This window comes from Microbacterium sp. Be9 (assembly GCF_011754135.1).
Classification (GTDB): domain Bacteria; phylum Actinomycetota; class Actinomycetes; order Actinomycetales; family Microbacteriaceae; genus Microbacterium; species Microbacterium maritypicum_A.
Map to the genome: position 1 here is coordinate 17,326 of NZ_WNWT01000003.1, position 17,729 is coordinate 35,054.

Annotated in this window: 19 protein-coding genes; 12 read left to right on the forward strand and 7 right to left on the reverse strand. The window is 69.0% G+C overall.

The annotated features are described in order from the left end of the window. Nucleotides 1–8 precede the first annotated feature (8 nt). Both GLO27_RS02920 and GLO27_RS02925 read right to left on the reverse strand, forming a co-directional pair. Nucleotides 9–254 (reverse strand): hypothetical protein, encoded by a 246-nt coding sequence (locus tag GLO27_RS02920; RefSeq protein WP_243844722.1) that lies wholly within the window; start codon nucleotides 252–254, stop codon nucleotides 9–11. Between the two features lie 5 nt (nucleotides 255–259). Next, on the reverse strand, nucleotides 260–451 hold the full coding sequence (locus GLO27_RS02925; protein WP_167253509.1) for a hypothetical protein: 192 nt from the start codon (nucleotides 449–451) through the stop codon (nucleotides 260–262). Between the two features lie 223 nt (nucleotides 452–674). On the opposite strand from GLO27_RS02925, the gene GLO27_RS02930 reads away from it, so the two are divergent. The 4 genes from GLO27_RS02930 to GLO27_RS02945 all read left to right on the forward strand — a co-directional run bounded on the left by GLO27_RS02930 (nucleotide 675) and on the right by GLO27_RS02945 (nucleotide 4,609). Continuing rightward, nucleotides 675–1,451 (forward strand): Rossmann-like and DUF2520 domain-containing protein, encoded by a 777-nt coding sequence (locus GLO27_RS02930; RefSeq protein WP_167253517.1) that lies wholly within the window; start codon nucleotides 675–677, stop codon nucleotides 1,449–1,451. Next, the gene (gene panC / locus GLO27_RS02935) at nucleotides 1,448–2,347 is read left to right on the forward strand and encodes a pantoate--beta-alanine ligase (protein WP_167253519.1); all 900 of its coding nucleotides are present in this window, start codon (nucleotides 1,448–1,450) and stop codon (nucleotides 2,345–2,347) included. The genes GLO27_RS02930 and panC overlap by 4 nt, the downstream gene beginning before the upstream one ends. Then, the gene (panB, locus tag GLO27_RS02940; protein WP_167253521.1) at nucleotides 2,344–3,213 is read left to right on the forward strand and encodes a 3-methyl-2-oxobutanoate hydroxymethyltransferase; all 870 of its coding nucleotides are present in this window, start codon (nucleotides 2,344–2,346) and stop codon (nucleotides 3,211–3,213) included. The genes panC and panB overlap by 4 nt, the downstream gene beginning before the upstream one ends. A 127-nt stretch (nucleotides 3,214–3,340) precedes the next feature. After that, entirely contained in the window at nucleotides 3,341–4,609 is a 1,269-nt protein-coding gene (locus tag GLO27_RS02945; protein WP_167253523.1) for a hypothetical protein, read from the forward strand. A 115-nt stretch (nucleotides 4,610–4,724) separates the two neighbouring features. On the opposite strand, the gene GLO27_RS02950 is transcribed toward GLO27_RS02945, so the two are convergent. Next, entirely contained in the window at nucleotides 4,725–6,425 is a 1,701-nt protein-coding gene (locus GLO27_RS02950; protein WP_208323520.1) for a glycosyltransferase family A protein, read from the reverse strand. A 178-nt stretch (nucleotides 6,426–6,603) separates the two neighbouring features. Then, nucleotides 6,604–6,882: a helix-turn-helix transcriptional regulator gene (locus GLO27_RS02955; protein WP_029260145.1), complete on the reverse strand. Its 279-nt coding sequence runs from the start codon at nucleotides 6,880–6,882 to the stop codon at nucleotides 6,604–6,606. Nucleotides 6,883–6,969: 87 nt separating this feature from the next. Between GLO27_RS02955 and map the strand changes: the two genes are divergently transcribed. The 5 genes from map (at nucleotide 6,970) to GLO27_RS02980 (ending at nucleotide 12,860) form a co-directional block, all read left to right on the forward strand. Beyond that, nucleotides 6,970–7,743: a type I methionyl aminopeptidase gene (gene map, locus GLO27_RS02960; RefSeq protein WP_167253527.1), complete on the forward strand. Its 774-nt coding sequence runs from the start codon at nucleotides 6,970–6,972 to the stop codon at nucleotides 7,741–7,743. A gap of 44 nt (nucleotides 7,744–7,787) precedes the next feature. Continuing rightward, nucleotides 7,788–8,306, forward strand: a complete 519-nt coding sequence (locus tag GLO27_RS02965; RefSeq protein WP_167253529.1) for an MHS family MFS transporter — start codon at nucleotides 7,788–7,790, stop codon at nucleotides 8,304–8,306. Between the two features lie 43 nt (nucleotides 8,307–8,349). Then, complete coding sequence (locus GLO27_RS02970; protein WP_167253531.1) at nucleotides 8,350–8,985, forward strand: PadR family transcriptional regulator; 636 nt, start codon at nucleotides 8,350–8,352, stop codon at nucleotides 8,983–8,985. Nucleotides 8,986–9,030: 45 nt separating this feature from the next. Then, nucleotides 9,031–10,725, forward strand: a complete 1,695-nt coding sequence (locus tag GLO27_RS02975) for an AarF/UbiB family protein (RefSeq protein ID WP_167253533.1) — start codon at nucleotides 9,031–9,033, stop codon at nucleotides 10,723–10,725. 134 nt (nucleotides 10,726–10,859) lie between these two features. Beyond that, nucleotides 10,860–12,860: a BCCT family transporter gene (locus GLO27_RS02980; protein ID WP_167253535.1), complete on the forward strand. Its 2,001-nt coding sequence runs from the start codon at nucleotides 10,860–10,862 to the stop codon at nucleotides 12,858–12,860. 26 nt (nucleotides 12,861–12,886) lie between these two features. Here GLO27_RS02980 and GLO27_RS02985 read toward each other — a convergent pair whose 3' ends face one another. After that, nucleotides 12,887–14,503 carry an SDR family oxidoreductase gene (locus GLO27_RS02985; RefSeq protein ID WP_167253537.1) on the reverse strand — a complete coding sequence of 539 codons (1,617 nt, stop codon included), beginning with the start codon at nucleotides 14,501–14,503 and terminating at the stop codon, nucleotides 12,887–12,889. Nucleotides 14,504–14,661: 158 nt separating this feature from the next. On the opposite strand from GLO27_RS02985, the gene GLO27_RS02990 reads away from it, so the two are divergent. The 3 genes from GLO27_RS02990 to GLO27_RS03000 all read left to right on the forward strand — a co-directional run bounded on the left by GLO27_RS02990 (nucleotide 14,662) and on the right by GLO27_RS03000 (nucleotide 16,905). After that, nucleotides 14,662–15,885 carry an MFS transporter gene (locus GLO27_RS02990; RefSeq protein ID WP_167253539.1) on the forward strand — a complete coding sequence of 408 codons (1,224 nt, stop codon included), beginning with the start codon at nucleotides 14,662–14,664 and terminating at the stop codon, nucleotides 15,883–15,885. A 223-nt stretch (nucleotides 15,886–16,108) separates the two neighbouring features. Then, nucleotides 16,109–16,591 (forward strand): SRPBCC domain-containing protein, encoded by a 483-nt coding sequence (locus GLO27_RS02995; RefSeq protein ID WP_021198424.1) that lies wholly within the window; start codon nucleotides 16,109–16,111, stop codon nucleotides 16,589–16,591. Next, nucleotides 16,588–16,905, forward strand: a complete 318-nt coding sequence (locus GLO27_RS03000) for a metalloregulator ArsR/SmtB family transcription factor (RefSeq protein WP_021198423.1) — start codon at nucleotides 16,588–16,590, stop codon at nucleotides 16,903–16,905. The genes GLO27_RS02995 and GLO27_RS03000 overlap by 4 nt, the downstream gene beginning before the upstream one ends. 4 nt (nucleotides 16,906–16,909) lie before the next feature. On the opposite strand, the gene GLO27_RS03005 is transcribed toward GLO27_RS03000, so the two are convergent. Beyond that, nucleotides 16,910–17,464 (reverse strand): MarR family transcriptional regulator, encoded by a 555-nt coding sequence (locus GLO27_RS03005; protein WP_021198422.1) that lies wholly within the window; start codon nucleotides 17,462–17,464, stop codon nucleotides 16,910–16,912. Then, entirely contained in the window at nucleotides 17,464–17,706 is a 243-nt protein-coding gene (locus tag GLO27_RS03010) for a hypothetical protein (protein ID WP_167253541.1), read from the reverse strand. The genes GLO27_RS03005 and GLO27_RS03010 overlap by 1 nt, the downstream gene beginning before the upstream one ends. Nucleotides 17,707–17,729: the final 23 nt, after the last annotated feature.

A 17,729-nucleotide genomic window follows, 5' to 3' on the forward strand; every position in this document is an offset into this window, starting at 1 on the left:
CCGTGCGTCTATGCCGCGCGGCGCATACGCAGCGTGAGGGCGATCCCGGCCAGGGCGATCACGGCGATCCCGTAGCCCACACACACCGTTTCGAGGCCGACGACTCCGACCAGCGAGCCGGCGATGACCGCCGGTACTCCGAACGCGAGGTACGCCAGCAGGTAGATCACGGCGAACGTGTCGGCGCGCTGCGTCGCCGGGATCCGCGGTGCCAGCGATGCCACGACTCCCGAGAACGCCGTGCCGAATCCCATGCCCGTCACGGCAGCCGCGACGAGATAGAACGGCAGGGATCCGCCGGATGCTGACGCTGCGGCGCGACGATCTCGACGCGCTCTTCCCCGGGTTGCTCGACTCGGTGCCGCGCGATTGAGAGGCGTGCGTCTGGTGGAACCGTGGAAATCATGTGGTTCACGCTGATCTTTCTCGCGGTGCTCAGTGCCATCTCCATCGTCATGAGGCGAAGGAGCCGGAAGTAGCGATCGCTCTTCCTGCGCCTCTGGGGCCGTCGATCCCACGGAGGGCGAAAAGCCAATCTTCGAGCGAATTGATCGTGCAGATGAACAACCTTTCTCCGTGAAAGTGTTGCTGTTCTGCTCCCCGATTTGGATTGGATGCTGCGCGAGGCGGATACTTCTGGCACCCGAACCGCGTGATCCGGCCGGGGAATCGACATGCACACATCCGCCTCTCTCGCACCAGGGACGACCATCGCCATCGTCGGCGCCGGTCGTCTCGGACGCGTACTCGTGCGGGCTCTGCGGGCGGCGGAGATCGAGGTGCTCGGCCCGATCGGACGCGACGGACGGATCCCGGATGCGGACATCGTGCTCCTGTGCGTCCCTGATGCGGTCATTGCCGAGGCTGCGGCCGTCGCCCGGTCCCACACGCGCTTCCTCGGACATGTCTCCGGCGCGACTGCGCTCACGGATGTGGACTTCAGCCTCCATCCGCTGCAGACCTTCACCGGCGCGGAGGGCCCCGAGGCGTTCCGTGGCATCGGTGCCGCGATCGCCGGCCGCACACCAGAAGCGCGTCACATCGGGGAGCAGCTCGCCGTCGCCCTCGGCGCGCGTCCCTTCGCGGTCGACGACGCGCAGCGCGCGAGCTATCACGCGGCCGCGTCCTACGCCTCGAACTTCATCCTCACCGTGCTCGACGCCGCGGAAGGCCTGGCCTCGGCGGCAGGCATCCCCCACGACGAAGCACGGGCGCTCCTGGCCCCGCTGGTCCGCCGGACGGTCGAGAACTGGGCGACGAACGGCGCGGCACCTGTCCTGACCGGACCCATCGCCCGCGGCGACGAGGCGACGGTCGCGCGTCAACGCGTTGCCGCCGAAGAGCTCGATCTCTCCGATCTGTTCGACGCGCTCGCTGCAGCCACCCGTGCGATCGCCGCACGCCCTGCTGCCACCACCCTCATCACGAAAACCGAGGAGGCATCCGCATGAGAATCCTCCGCACGATCCCCGAGGTCCGGGCCGCGATCCGCGACGCCAGATCCGAGAGCAAGACGGTCGGCCTCGTTCCCACCATGGGCGCCTTCCACGACGGTCATCTCTCCCTCATGCGCACCGCGCGCGAAGGATCTGACCTCGTCGTCGTCTCGCTCTTCGTCAACCCGACCCAGTTCAGCGCCACCGAAGACCTCGGTGCGTATCCGCGCGATGAGGCTCGCGATGCCGCGCTCGCCGAAGCCGAGGGGGTCGACATCCTCTTCGCTCCGGACGCGTCCGAGATCTATCCCGACGGGTTCGCGACGAACATCCACGTCGCAGGTCTCACCGACGTTCTCGACGGCGCGAGCCGTGGGGAGCACCACTTCGACGGCGTCGCCACGGTCGTCACGAAGCTGTTCGGCATCGTCCGTCCCGACACCGCCTACTTCGGGCAGAAGGATGCGCAGCAGGTGCTCGTCGTGCGCCGCGTCGTGCGCGACCTCGATCTCGATGTGCGGATCGTGGCGTGTCCCATCGTGCGGGAGGCGGACGGACTCGCCATGAGCTCGCGGAACGTCTACCTCGACTCCGCCGCTCGTGCACAGGCGGTGGCGCTGAACCGCGCCCTCGACGCCGGGCTCGCGATACTCGAGGCGGGTGACCGCGACGCGGGCAGCATCCTCTCCGCCGCGCGCGACGTGCTCGGCGAGGCGGAGATCGACCCCGAGTACCTCGAACTCCGAGACGCCGAGACGCTCCGCCCCCTCGCTCGTGTCGACCGGGACGCCCTCCTCGCGGTCGCCGCGCACGTGGGCGCTGCCCGTCTGATCGACAACCACGTCCTGCGTGTCGCCGATGCCGCGGACTCCATCGACACGAATCCCACCGATACGGAGACTCGCGCATGAGTGCTCACGCCGATCCCCGCCCCCGCGTCACCCTCGCGACCCTCGCCGCGAAGAGGTCGGCTCGTGAACCCATCGTCATGGTCACCGCCTACGACCACCCGAGTGCGCAGATCGTCGAGGCCGCCGGCGTCGATGTCGTGCTCGTGGGCGACTCCGCGGCGATGACGGTGCTCGGCTACGACAGCACGGTGCCGGTCACGATCGACGAGATGCTCATGCTGACCGCGGCGGTGAGGCGCGGACTCACTGCTCCGCTGCTCGTCGGCGATCTGCCGTTCGGATCGTACGAGGCCTCCGACGAGATCGCCATCGCGACCGCGCAGCGCTTCGTCAAAGAGGCCGGCTGCGACCTCGTCAAGATCGAACGTGGCGGCACGACCGTCGACCGGGCGCGTGCGCTCGTGCAGGCGGGGATCCCGGTCGTCGGACATGTCGGGCTCACGCCGCAGACCGCCACCGCGCTCGGTGGATACCGTGCTCAGGGGCGCACCGCCGAGACCGCGCTGACCGTGATCGACGACGCCCTCGCGCTGCAGGCGGCCGGGTGCTCGATGCTCGTGGTCGAGGCGGTGCCCTCCGAGGTGACCGCTGCCCTCGTGCCGCGGCTCGACATCCCGGTGATCGGCATCGGCGCCGGTGCGGATGCCGATGGGCAGGTACTCGTCTTCCACGACCTGCTCGGTCTCTACGACGGCGGGGCGGCCAAGTTCGTGAAGCGCTACGCCGATCTGCGCGCTGCCGCGATCACGGGTGTCGAGGCGTATACGGCCGAGGTGCGCGCTGGCGTCTACCCGGCAACGGAGCACGGGTACCGGATGCCGGAGGGCGAGGCGGCGCGTCTCGTGGAACTGCTCGCCGAACGGTAGATCGCGTGGGGCCACGCGGCTGCTCGTCGTTGCGGCTCTCCTGCACAGCCTCCGTGTTCGACGAGTTGTCGACACCTCGTGCTTCCGGGGCGGGGAGTGCAGTCGGCGGCGCTCTAGCGTTGCGCGGATGAACCTCTCTGAACATGTGCACGTGACGTGGGCACTTCACGTCGGGCTGTCTGTCGCCGATCGTCCTGAACTCACCCGAGTCCTCCGCGTGCCACGCGACGCCCCCTCCTACTGGGTCGTGGAGGCGTACCGCCTCAGTCTCGGGCGCGAACCCGACGTCCCGGAGAGCGAGGAGGAATCCGACCCGCCACCCCTCATCGATCTCCTGCCCTGGCGATGTCGCACGCAGCAGGTGTCGATCCCCGGCGTCGCCGAGTCGGTCGACGTGACGATCACCGGTCCGTTCGAGACCCGTATGGGCGATCCGCGGGTCACCGTCGTCGATGCGGGCCCTGCTGACGAGGATGAGCGGGTTCCGGGGGATTGGCAGACGCGACGACCGCCGTTCCGGGCGGAGCATGTGGAGTTCGAGCTCGCACAGCGCTTCGGCCTGGTGCAGCCGCGCCTCGACCCGTCGATGGGGGGAGTGGTCGGCGACGCCCTGCGCGACCCCTCACCGCTGGCGTCGCTGTGCGAGTCGTTGAGTCCGGTGCGTCGACTGACTCTTCTCGCGCACCTCGAAGACACAGGGCTGATCGACGCCGCACCGCCCGATTCGGTGACGGGTGATTCGGTGATGGCTGGTTCGACGACGGTGGAGACCGCGACGGAGGGGGTGCGGGCGCTGATGGCGCAGATCGGTGCCGACGGGGTCGAGCAGGATGCGGCGGACGGATGGCTGCCCCGCACGGTCGCCGCCCGCGCCGTCGAGGCCCTCGGCTGGCCGGACGCGGCGCCTCCCGGCCGGCCCGACCCCGCGGAGTCCCTGGTGCTGCTCGCACGTCGCACGAAGGCGGTCCGCCGGTTTCGCGGGCGCGTCATGGTCACTCACCGCGGGCAGGCACTGGCGAAGGGCGGGCTGGGTGCATTCGCGCGGATCGTCGAGGCCGTACGCGCGATCGGAAGAGAGGCGATGTTCCCCAGCGGGCAGCCGCGCACGGTGACCCTGGCGCTGCTGGCCGTCGCCGATGGCTCGGTCGCCACGTTCGATGAGCTTCCCGAGTTCATCGAACGCGGTGAGGCGGCCGTAGCGGAGGGGCGACGAGGCGGAGCATGGGGCTTCGAATGGTCGCTGCGATCGCGTCAGGAGGACGGTGCGGACCGCCGTTTCGATCACCGAGACGCGGCGGGGCGGGTGATCGAGATCCTGTGCGCACTCTCATCGCCGGGAGCGTTCGGCTCGATCACTCCAGCGATGCGCGTCGTCGCACGAGCGGCTCTGCGGTGACTCCGCTGGTGGCGGGCAGGGCTGGTGGCGGGCAGGGCTGACGGCGGGCAGGGCTGGTGGCGGGCAGGCACGCCGATGCGGGGATGGTGAAGGAGAGCGCCGGAGTGGGGTGGTGTCAGCGGCGCCGCGCGAGTGCTCGGACCCGACGGACAGCGCGTCCGGCGAAGTCCTTGACGCGACCGCCCGGCCATTCGCGGCGAAGCTCGACCGTGCCGTCATCCCCGGCCGCGAGCGTGCAGCTTCGGCCGGCAAGCAGGGGCGACTTTCCCGCGCGGGCGAGCACCGCCGGGGCGGCGACGAGTGGCGTCTCGAAGGTCCATCCCGCGCGCCGGACCTTCACGGTCAGAGCGCCTCCACGCGATTCGTCGTCCGGGCCGAAGACCCTCACAGGGTCGATCGATACGCGGGCGGCGTCGAGGTTGCGAGGGTGGCGGCCTCCGATGCGGCGCTCGGCACCGGTCTCACCGTCGGTGAGGAAGAGGTCGACCCGATCATTGCGAAGCTCGCGGTCGGCGACGAGAAGCGTCTCCGGAAGGCCGTCGATCGTCGAGACGGGAAGCGAGGTCAGGCGCGTCACCTTCTTCTTCTTCTTCTTGGAGACGGAGTTCCGGGGGACGGAGTTCTGGGAGACGGATGCCCGGGGGTCCGGGTCGGGGGATTCCGCCACAGGAACTTCGACGACCGTGGTTTCGAAGACGAAGGCATCATGCCCTTCGCTCGTGAGGGTCACGCGCAGCGTCAGGTGCAGGCCGCCTCCACGAGACCAGCGTGCCTCGGTCACCGCCGCGTGACAGGTGATCCCGGCCTCGAACTGCGCAAGCGCCAACAGGTCTTCGCGTCGATCGGCCCGGAGCAGGCTCGCGCGGATCCGATGCGGCAGGCCGAGACCGGCATCGACGCCCGGCCCGAACTTCTTCTGCACCAGGGGAGTGACGACGTCGAGCAGGCGGTCGCGGTAGTCGTTCGGATAGCGGGCCATCTGTCGACCGGAGAGCCGCTTCAGGATCTTGCCGCGGAACCAGTGCCGCAGAAGCCGGTCGCGTAGCTTTCCGGGCTCGGTGTGCGCCTCGACGAGGTCGAGCACCGTCTCGAGATGGGGGAAGTACGATTCCGGGTCGATGCGAGAAGAGCTCGCGCTGCCCGGTTCTTTGACCCAGGCGTAGCAGGGTTCGCTCGCGAGGATCGAGATCGTCGACGCGGCGAAGTACGCCTGCATCACGAACAGGTGATCCTCGAGGCGCACCTTTCCTTCGGGGAAGCGGATGCCGTTCGCCCGGAGGAAGGAGGTGCGGAACATCTTGTGCGGGGTGAGCATCTCCAGGAGCGGGTCGGTTCCGAGGACCGCGTCGGGGACGTCGTGGCTGAAGATCCGGCTCGGCAGACGACGGCCGATGCCCACCTCCTTGCCCACGATCACATCGGACGAGTGCTGGTCGGCATAATCGCACAGCTTCTCGAGCGCACCGTCGAACAGGTAGTCGTCCTGGTCGACGAACTGCACATACGTTCCGCGAGCAGCGTCGACGCCGTGGTTGCGAGGCATGCCGGGCCAGCCGGAGTGCTCCAGCGACAGCACCCGCACATGGGGGCGGTCGCGGGCGATGGCTGCCAGACGTGCACCGGTGGGCTCGCCCGAGCCGTCGTCGCACAGGAGCACCTCGAGCGAGGCTGTGCCGAGGGTCTGTCGATCGAGCGACGCGATGAGGTCGTCGAACGAGGGCCCGGGCCGGTACACCGGGACGATCACACTCACGCGGATGTTGTCCGCGGATGCCTTGCTCTTCTCCGGCCGATCACTCTGTGACAAACGTCTCACTCCCCCAAGTCGACAATCCCCCGAGCTAAACACGACTTCCTGTGTGCGTCACCGGGCTTGCGCGACGGCCGGGCGTGTGCGCGGTTCACGCGACACGAGGAAGGGGGATCGAACGACGGGCGGCCGCGACGGAGAATTGGAGCAGAGGAGGGGACGAAAGCCCGTGCTCATCCGGAGCTCAGGAGGCGATTCTCTGCGCGCCCGAGTCTGCGGAGCGCGAGCCGACCTCGGCCCACACCGCATCCAACGAGAGGCACAGCACATCGGCCACTGCAGCGATGGTCGAGAAGGCCGGCGTGGCCACGCGGCCGGACTCGATCTTCCGCAGCGTCTCGGGGGAGATGCCGGCATCCAGCGCGACCGCCAGCATCGATCGTTCACCGCGTGCGCGGCGCAGCAACGCTCCCAGACGCTCGCCGCGTTCGACGTCGGCCGGGCTCAGAGGCATGCGGACCATCATGACGCCCATTCTAATACCGGGATAGTATTACCGGGATAGTTATTGGATCAGCGAAGCCGCATCGAACGACACGGAGGAACACCCATGATCGAGATCCTGAACGCCGAGGAGCTCGTCCGCGCCAGGGCCGCCGGTGCGCTCGTCGGCGACATCTTGCAGGCGCTGAAGACCCGCGCCGAGGTCGGCGTGAATCTGCTCGACCTCGACCGATGGACCCGCGAGATGATCGAGGAGGCCGGCGCCGAATCCTGCTACGTCGACTACGCGCCGTCGTTCGGGCGGGGCCCCTTCGGGCACTACGTCTGCACGGCTGTGAACGACGCCGTTCTGCACGGCATGCCTCACGACTATCGACTCGCCGACGGCGACCTGCTCACGCTCGACCTGGCCCTCACGCTCCGTGGAGTCTCCGCCGATGCCGCCGTCAGCTTCGTGGTCGGCGATAGCTCCGCAGTCGAAGACCTCGCGATGATCGCGACGACCGAGCGCGCGCTCGCCGCAGCCATCGCCGCCGCACGCCCGGGGGCGCGCATCGGCGATCTCTCGTACGCCATCGGCTCGGTCCTGAGTGCCGAGGGCTACCCGATCAACCTCGAGTTCGGAGGTCACGGCATCGGCTCCACCATGCATCAGGATCCGCACGTCGCGAACGATGGGCGTCCGGGCCGCGGCTACACGCTCCGCCCGGGGCTCCTGCTCGCCCTCGAGCCCTGGGTCATGGCCGACACCGACGAACTCCGCACGGATGCGGACGGGTGGACTCTGCGCAGTGCGACCGGATGCCGCACGGCCCACAGCGAGCACACGATCGCGATCACCGAGCACGGCGCGGAGATCCTCACCCTCCCCTCGCCCTGACCGGCCGTCGCGCTGACGAGGGCCCGGCCCCTACAGTGGGTGCCATGCGCGACGCGGCGTCTCTGGACTGGACTCAGGTGGATCTCACGAGCCGTCGCGGCGCCTGGGGTCAACGCATCACGGCCGGCCTGCTGGTCGCGTCGGGAGTGATCGGCTTCGCTCTGAGCTTCCCCTCACTGTCTGCGTGGTGGTGGGAGCTGGCCCTCCTCGGCTTCGGGTGCCTGCTCATGGTGCTGCTGGGCATCGGGCTCTGGATCAACGCGAGTGCGAACGCGGACGAGACCGTCACGCTGAAGGAGTCGGGGGTCCGTGTCGAGCTGCCGGTCGTCGGGGCGTTCGAGACGACCGACGAAGCTGTGCGGTACCAGCTGCAGCTGCGTCTTCCGGGGCCCGAGCAGGGCCGCGAATACCTGGTGCACGCGTGCGGCGACCGCCGATGCGTCGCCGCCGGGCGTGCAGCGCCGAACGCCGAGCTGCCCGTTCTCATCGATGCGAAGACGAAGACATGGGGTGTCATCCACGGGGTCGACGCATCGGAAACTCCCACCCCACCCTCAGGGTGAACGATATATCGTTGAGTATCGTTCACCACAGCAGGAGGTCATCATGAACAACGCATTCCCCTCCAACCCGTTCGGCGGCAACAGCGGCCCCGGGAGCAACGGCGGACCCGGCGGACTCTTCGGCGGATCCGGCTTCGGCACGGGCCCCGGCGGCCCGGCATCCGCGATCTTCGAAGCCATGGACCAGCTCCGCAAGTCGTTCGAGTCCCGCCCCTCCGGCGGCTCGCGCATGGCCCGCGGCGATGTCCGCGCGGCGGTGCTCTCCCTGCTCGGCGAGAAGCCGATGCACGGTTACCAGATCATCAACGAGATCGCCGAGCGCAGCGGCGGCACCTGGAAGCCGAGCGCCGGTTCCGTGTACCCCACGTTGCAGCTGCTCGCCGATGAAGGACTCATCGAGGCCGAAGAGCAGAACGGTCGCAAGACATACTCCCTCACCGAGGCCGGCCGTGCCGTGTCCGAGGAGAACTCCGAGACCCCTGCTCCGTGGGAGGCGTCGTCCGGCAAGGACGGGCACCGCGACAGCGCCCGTTTCAACGCTCTGCCGAAGGCGGGCGTCGACCTCGCCGCCGCCGCAGCCCAGGTCGGCCGGAGCGGTTCGCCCGAGCAGGTGCAGCAGACGATCGAAGTCCTCGACGAGGCCCGCCGTAGGCTGTACTCGATCCTCGCGCAGGACTGACCGCGCAGTGCGGCATCGAGCGGGGACCTGCGAAGGAGTCACGCGATGACGGATGCTGCGGCACAGGGCGTTCACCGCGCCAGGTACCGCCGCATCCTGTCGTTCGCCGGCCGGGAATTCCTCAAGATCTGGTGGTTCGAGCTCGTCCTCCCGCGTTTCGGGATGAGCAGGATCGCGGAGCGCACCCGTGGCCAGCGGATGCAGACCTTCGCGCGGCGCTTCCATGTGCTCGCGGTCGAGCTCGGCGGGCTCATGATCAAGGTCGGCCAGTTCATGTCGTCGCGCCTCGATGTGCTGCCGCCCGAGATCACGAAGGAACTCGAAGGGCTGCAGGACGAGGTCCCACCCGTGCCCACGCCGGCGATCCGCGCTCTCGCCGAAGCCGAACTGGGCATCCCTCTCGAGCGCGCGTATGCCTGGTTCGATGACACGCCGCTCGCCGCCGCCTCGCTCGGGCAGGTGCACCGCGCCAGGCTCTCGGCCCTCGACGCCGCCGACACCGGTCTCGGAGCGGTCGTGGTCAAGGTGCAGCGGCCGGGTATCGACGAGATCGTCGCCGTCGACCTCGCGGCGCTGCGGCGCGTCGCTCGCTGGTTGACCCGCGTGCGCATCGTCGCCGACCGGGTGGACGCCCCGGCGCTCGTCGAGGAGTTCGCCGAGACCAGCCTCGAAGAGATCGACTACCTGCACGAGGCGGCGAGTGCCGAACGCTTCCGCGAGAACTTCGCCGACGACCCTCGCGTCGATACCCCGGAGATCGTGTGGGAGCGGTCGACCCGTCGGGTGCTCACGCTGTCGGATGTCACGGCCATCAAGATCAACGACACCGACGCCCTCCGCGCGGCCGGCATCGATCCGGCGCAGGTCGCCGCGGTGTTCGCCGAGGTCATGTTCGACCAGGTGTTCACGCACAGCTTCGTGCACGCCGATCCCCACCCGGGCAACATCTTCGTCACTCCGGCGCCGTCGATCGACGGAGAGCCGGGGCCGGGATTCCGCCTCACGTTCATCGACTTCGGCATGATGGCCGAGATCCCGGCGAGTCTCCGCGACGGGCTGCGCACACTCCTGATCGCGGTCGCCGGGCGTGACAGTCGCGGCCTCGTCGCCGCGGCTCAGGAGATCGGCGTGCTGCTGCCCTCCGCCGACACCGCCGAACTCGAACGGGCTCTGAGCACGCTGTTCGCCCGCTTCGGCGGCATGGGTTTCGCCGAGCTGAGCAAGGTCGATCCGCGCGAGTTCCGCGATTTCGCGGAGGAGTTCGGCGACATGGTGCGCTCGCTTCCGCTGCAGCTGCCCGAGAACATGCTGCTGTTGATCCGTGCCGTCTCGCTGACGTCGGGCATGTGCAGCGGGCTCGATCCCGCCTTCAACGTCTGGGATGCCGCCGAACCCTATGCCGGTCGTCTGCTGCGCGACGAGAGCGGGAACATCGTGCAGGCCTTCGCGAACCAGGCGATGGGCACGATGGCCACCACGTGGAATCTGCCCGGCCGGATCGACAAGATCATCACGCGCATCGACGACGGCAATGTGTCGTTCGACACCTCCCGTCTGGAACGCCGACTCGATCGGCTCGAAGGCATCGCCCGCCGCATCGCCTCGGGAGTGCTCTTCGCCGCGATGCTCATCGGTGGCGCGCTGCTCGTCCCCTCGATCGCGCCGTTGGGCATCACCCTGATCTGCGTCTCGGCGCTTCCGCTGCTGCACTCCGTGTTCGGCGGGCGCCGCTCGCGGTAGAAACGGCACGCCCGGGAAACCCAGGTCATCCGGCATCCGTCCGGCGTGCCGTGCGCCGACACGCCGCGGATCGCGAGGGTCGTCTGGGTTTTCGCCTCCGTGCGTGGCCACCTCACGTGACAGGATGGGATGCCATGGAGACCCCTGACGAGAAGCCCGACGAACGCTCCGCAGGACACAATCCTCCGCGCCCCCGCACGGATGCCGTCGGTACGGGAGCGAACCGCCTCCCCGCCAAGGCCACCGAGACGGCACGGAAGATCGTCCGCGACATCGCCGCCGTCCCTCCCCGCAGCGTGCACCCGGCGCTCGTGCCCGGTGTCTCGGTCGAGGAGACCGGGCGCACCTATCGCACCGACCCGCTCGTGTTCGGCGTCGCGGTCGCCCTCACCCTCGCCTTCATCGCGTGGGGAGTCTTCGCGGGCGACAACCTCGCCGGCACGACCCGCACCGTGCTCGACTGGGTGGTGGAGTACTTCGGCTTCTTCTTCACGACCATCGCCACGGTCATCCTGGTCTTCATGCTGTTCGTCGGCTTCAGCCGCTACGGACGCATCCCGCTCGGTCGTGACGACGAAGAGCCCGAGTTCTCGATGTTCTCGTGGATCTCGATGCTGTTCGCCGCGGGCATGGGGATCGGTCTCGTCTTCTGGGGCGCCGCAGAGCCGCTGAACTTCTTCGAGAACCCGCCGCCCGGCACCGTCGAGGCGAACACCCTCGACGCGATGCACACGGCCCAGACCCAGGTGCTCTACCACTGGGGCCCGCAGGCATGGGCGTTCTACGCGCTCGTCGGCGGCGCCATCGCGTACGGGGCCTTCCGTCGCGGTCGCACCCCGCTCATCTCCTCGATCTTCGCCCCGCTGCTCGGCGAAGGACGCACGACCGGGCCCCTCGGACGCACGATCGATATCTTCTCGATCATCGTGACGCTGTTCGGCACCGCCGCATCGCTCGGACTCGGCGCCCTGCAGATCGGACACGGTGTCGAGATCGTCAGCGGCGCGGGGCCGCTCGGCAACGGCGTGCTGATCGCGGCGATCGCCGTGCTCACCGCCTGCTTCATCGCCTCCGCCGTGTCGGGCGTCTCGAAGGGCATCCGTGCGCTGTCGAACATCAACGCCGTCGTGGCGCTCCTGCTGGCGTTCTTCGTCTTCTTCGTCGGACCGACCCTCCTCATCCTGAATGTGATCCCCTCGGTGGCCGTGCAGTTCATCGGCGACCTTCCGCAGATGATCGGTCGCTCGGCCTCGCAGGGCGAGGCTGCTCAGACGTTCCTGTCGAGCTGGACGATCTTCTACTGGGCCTGGTGGATCTCGTGGTCGCCCTTCGTGGGCATGTTCATCGCCAAGATCTCGCGCGGACGCACACTGCGCCAGTTCGTGTCGGTCGTCATCGTGGTCCCGTCCGCCATCTCGCTCGTCTGGTTCGCGATCTTCGGAACCACGGCGATCCAGCAGCAGATGGGCGGAGCGAACCTCACGGTCGATCCGCCGGAAGAGGTGCTGTTCGGCGTGCTCGAGAACCTCCCGTTCTCGATGATCACCAGCGTCGTGCTCATCCTGCTGATCGCGATCTTCTTCGTCACCGGAGCGGACTCCGCGTCGCTCGTGATGGGCACCCTTTCGCAGCAGGGGAGGCCGGAGCCGGCGCGTTGGGTCGCAGTGGTCTGGGGTGTGCTGGTGGGTGTGATCGCCGCCGTGCTGCTCGTGACGGGCGAGGAGGGGAGCGGCCTGAAGTCTCTGCAGAATGTGACCATCATCGCCGCGCTGCCGTTCGCGATCATCATGGCCTTCATGATGGTCGCGTTCATGAAGGACCTGCGGCGTGATCCGCTGATCCTGCGCGAGCGCTATGCCAAGGCCGCGGTGCGGCACAGCGTCATGGCGGGACTCGAGGAGTACGGCGACGACTTCGCGCTGGTGCCCGTCGCGTACGACCACTCCGAGGACGATCTCGACTGGATCGACGAGTCGACCGTCGACGATTCGCTCGCCGAGGTGTACGAGGCTGCGACCGAGGCGATCGACATCATCCCGCCGGCCGAGGTGGATGCGGTCGTCGACGCGGCGCTGGAGGACGGCCCCGTCTCTCCGGATGCCGCGGTCGCTCCGGAGCAGCCTCGCGCGGACTGAAGCGGAGCGGCGCGGAGATCAGGCGATCACGCCGGACCAGGCACCTTCTCAGAGGGCCGGCCGGAATCGGCGGGATCGCCGGTCGCCGCGACGGATGCCTGCGCCTCTTTCGCCTCTTCGGCAGCGGCCGTGATGCGTGCGGCCATGCCGGCGAAGATGGCGCCGTGGAACGGCAGGACGGCGAGCCAGTACAGCCGACCCGTCAGGCCGCGGGGGAAGAAGATCGCGCGCTGCTCGTAGCGGGCGCCTTCGTCGTCGGGCACGGCACGCAACTCCAGCCACGCCTCGCCCGGTACCTTCATCTCGGCGCGCAGGCGCAGGAGCGATCCGGCATCCGTCGTCTCGACGGCCTCGACGCGCCAGAAGTCGATCGCGTCACCCACGCGGGCGGCGGTGCGGCTCCGGCGTCCGCGGCTGAGGCCCACGCCGCCGACGATGCGGTCCATCCACCCCCGCACCGCCCACAGCAGCGGTGAGGAGTACCAGCCGTTCTCGCCGCCGATGCCGAGGATCACGCGCCACAGCTCCGCCGGGGAGGCGCTCGTGGTGACCGAGCGGGAGTCGGTGAAGACCGTGCGTCCGGCCCATTCCGGATCACTCGGCAGGGGGTCGCTGGGCGCGCCGGAGACCTCGGAGTCCTGCCAGCTCGTCTCGATCGTGTCGCCCCGGACTCGACCGAGCGCCAGATCGACCGCGCGGCGGTAGGGAGTCAGCCCGCCTTCCGGGCGGGGGATGAGCTCGTCGACGTCGTGGTCCTTCATGATGCACTCGTTCTGCAGTGACGCGACGAGCGGGCGGGCGATCGACCGCGGCACCGGGGTCACCAGATTCACCCAGTGCGATGCGAGGCCGGGGGTCAGCACCGGGAGGGCTGCGATCGCACGCTGCCGGAGCCCGGCCTCGACCGCATAGCCGTTCATCATCTGTCCGTAGCGCAGCACGTCGGGGCCACCGATGTCGACCGCACGATTCACGTCGGGGTCGACCCGCGCCGCTCCGAGCAGGTAGTGCAGCACGTCGCGCACAGCGATCGGCTGGATGCGGTTGCGCACCCACTTCGGCGCGGGCATATACGGCAGCACGTCGGTGAGATGACGGATCATCTCGAAGGACGCCGAGCCCGATCCGATCACGACGCCCGCTTGCAGCACGAGCGTCGGCACGCCGGATCGCAGGAAGATCTCGCCCACGTGCACGCGCGAGCGCAGGTGCGGTGAGAGCTTCGCGTCGTCCGGATGCAGGCCGCCGAGGTAGACGATCCGACGCACGCCCGCGCGGGCCGCCGTCTCGGCGACCGTCGTCGCGGCTCGCTCGTCGCTCTCCTCGAAGCCCTTGCCCGCAGACATCGAGTGGATCAGGTAGTACACGACGTCGACGTCGTCCATGGCCGCGGCGACGGCGTCCGCGTCATCCGCCGACCCCTCGACGATCTCGCAGTCCGGACCCCAGGGGAAGGATGCCGCCCGCGCCGCATCCCGTACCAGCGCGCGCACGCGGTATCCGGCGTTCAGCAGGCGCGGGGTCAGCCGCCCTCCGATGTATCCGGTCGCACCGAGGACGAGGGCGCGCGGCGCGGAGCCGTCGTCGCGGGGGATGGCGCGCAGCGTCTCTTCGCGACCGGTGGGCTGGGTGAGTTCGGGCATGTCCCGAGCGTAGGCCGGGCGTCCGACGCGCGGAACGGGGTTGCGGGGTGCGGCGGCGGTCTGTAGGAGGGCGGTGCGCAGGCGGCCGTCGGCGTCCGTGGAGCCGGGCGCGGAATCCGTGTGGGCAGAGCCCCTCGTCGCCCCGTACGATCGTAGACATGGCTTCAATCGAATCGATTCGACGATCCGTGCCGGATCAGGCGTCCCGGCGCGCCCGCATCGCCGTCTCCGCGCTGTTCCTCACGAACGGGGCCCTGTTCGCGAACATCCTGCCGCGTTACCCGGAGATCAAGTCCGCGCTCGGGTTGGACAACCTCGGCTACGGCTTCGCGATCGCCGCCTTCCCTGCCGGCGCCATCGCTGCCGGGCTCTTCGCGGCGGTGCTGATCCGGCGCTTCGGGTCGGCGCGCATCGCCGTCATCGGCACCGTGCTCACGAGCCTCGGGTTGCTGTCGGCGGCTCTCGCGCCGTCCGGGGTGCTGTTCGCCGTCGCGCTCTTCCTCGGTGGAGCATCCGACGCCATCACCGACGTCGCGCAGAACGCCCATGGCCTGCGGGTGCAGCGGCGCTACGGGCGCTCGATCATCAACGGCTTCCACGCGATCTGGTCGATCGGTGCGGTCCTGGGTGGCGCGATGGCCGCAGTCGCGATCGCGTTGCAGCTGCCGCTCGGTGTGCACCTGGGCATCTCCACGGCCGTCTTCGCCACGGTCGCTCTCGTCGCCCTGCGGTTCTGCCTCCCTGGCCGTGACGACGAGGTCGCCGATGAGGCGGCAGTGGAGCCCGTCGACCTCGCTGGTGCGGTGCGCCGCGGCGTGACCCCGCGTACCGTGATCGCGATCATCGCGCTGACCCTCATCGCGATGGCGGGTGCCGTCGCCGAGGATGCGGGGAACTCGTGGGCGACGCTGTACCTCGCCGATTCGCTCGGGGCCGCCGCGGCGATCGCGCCGCTCGGCTTCATCGCCCTGGTCGGCGCGCAGTTCGTCGGCCGGATCATCGGCGATCCGCTCACGGATCGCTTCGGGCAGCGGTGGGTCGCCAGGGTCGGCGGTCTCATCGCCGCGGCCGGCATGACGCTTGCGCTCGCGTTCCCCACCGTGCCCGGTACGATCCTGGGTTTCGCTGCCGTCGGATTCGGCATCGCCACTCTGATCCCCGCGGCCATGCATGCCGCGGACGAGCTGCCGGGGCTGCGGCCCGGCGTGGGGCTCACGGTCGTCTCGTGGCTGCTGCGCCTCGGTTTCCTGCTGTCCCCGCCGTTCGTGGGATACATCGCCGAGAACGAGAGCCTGCGCGCCGGGCTCCTCGTCGCCCCGGTCGCCGCTCTCGTCGCCGTGTTGCTGGCGGGGTTCCTGGAGAAGCGCCGACCGCGCAGCTGATCTCCGTCTCTGAGATGCGGGTGTCGTTTGGATGTCGGGAGGGCGGGTGCAGGGTGTTCTCGCAGCGATTGGTCCTGCATCCGGGAACACTCCCGCCGCCTGGTGCGGCTGGGGATCTTGCGTGCAACCCGGGGGTTGCGCAAGAGGATCGCATGTGCAACTCTAGAGTTGCAGCTGGCCGATCGGCCGGCGGAGCATGCAGGTGACCACGAAAGGACCCATCATGGTGAACATGACCCACAACGAGGCATCCGTCGTCGATGAGGAGACCTTCTCCGTTCGGCGGAGCATCCAGATCGCAGCCCCCGTCGACAAGGTGTGGCGAGCGGTGGCCGAGCCCGAGCACATCTCCCGCTGGTTCGGGCGCACGGTGCTGGAGGGTGCGGGCGTCGGAGCCACCGGCACGATGACCTTCCCCGACTACGACGTGATCCCGTTGCGCGTCGAGGAGTACGACGAACCGCGACGCATCACCTACCGCTGGAACAACGACGATGCGCTCGGGAAGCTGCCGGAGAGCATCGACGAGTCGACCTCGACCGTGTTCACCTTCACCCTCGAAGAGGCCGACGGCGGCACCAGGCTCACGGTCGTGGAGAGCGGATTCGAGCGCACGTCGGATCCGCTCTCGAACCTCGAGTCCCACCGCACCGGCTGGGACCTGGAGCTCGACAAGATGGTCGCACTGGTGGAAGGCGAAGCGTGACCACGGAGACTCTGCTGCCCATGTTCGCGGCGCTCGCGGACGAGACGCGCTGGAGCATCCTGACGGCTCTCGGCGAGGGCGATGCGTCGGCATCCGCCCTCGCCGGGCGCCTTCCGGTGTCTCGGCAGGCGATCGCGAAGCACCTCGCCGTCCTGCAGGAGGTGGGTCTCGTCGAGCCGGTGCCGGTGGGGCGCGAGGTGCGTTTCCGTGTGGTCGGCGCCGAGCTCTCCGCCACCGCCGCGAGGCTCGATGTGATCGGGCGCGAGTGGGACCGCCGCCTCGCCGCGATCAAGCAGATCGCAGAGGGGCTGTAGGGCGTCATTCCGCGGCTTCGGAGCCTTCCTGGTCGCGGATCACGTCGCGAAGCTCCTGGTCGAGGTCGGACGCCTCCTCGATCGCGGCCGTCATCCCGGCGAGGAACCGGGTGACCACGGCACGTTCCTGATCGGAGAGCTCGTCGACGAGCGTCAGCATGCGGCGATGCATCGCGCCGAGGGTGGCGCGCACCTCTTCGTCGCTGCTCACCGTCGGGACCACGACGCCCGCGCGGCGATCGGTGGGGTGCGCCTCTCGGCGGACGTGGCCGCCCTTCTCCAGGCGGTCGATGAGCGTGGTCGTCGATGCGGTCGAGATGTTGAGCATCCTGGCGATGTCGATCGGTCGGACGATCCGCCCGGCGCGCTGTTCCCTGAGCAGGAATCGCAGCGCCATGAGGTCGGTCTCGTTCATGCCCATCGAGGAGCGCGTGCGTGCGCGCATGGCGGTCTCGGCTGCGCGATAGCGTCGCAGCATGTTGAGCACGTCGACGGTGCTAGCGCTCTCTCCGTCCGGATACCAGTAGCCCGAACGTGCGTACTCCTGGGAGTCGTTCATCAGGCGACCACCTCTCCGCCGTCTGCGCTGAGCGCCGTCTCGCGTTCGAGCATCTCGACAGCCCCTGTTGCGACCTCGGCGGGGACGACGAGCAGGAACCCGCCCGTGATCGCATCGTTCTCCGCGGTGATGATGCGCGCGATCCGCTCGCGACCGGCTGTGGGGAACTGCTCGTGCAGCTGGTCGAGCAGGTCGGCGTAGCGGACGTATCTCTCATCCTTGAGGTCTATTGGATCGACCATGACGTCCCTTCTCGTCGTGATTC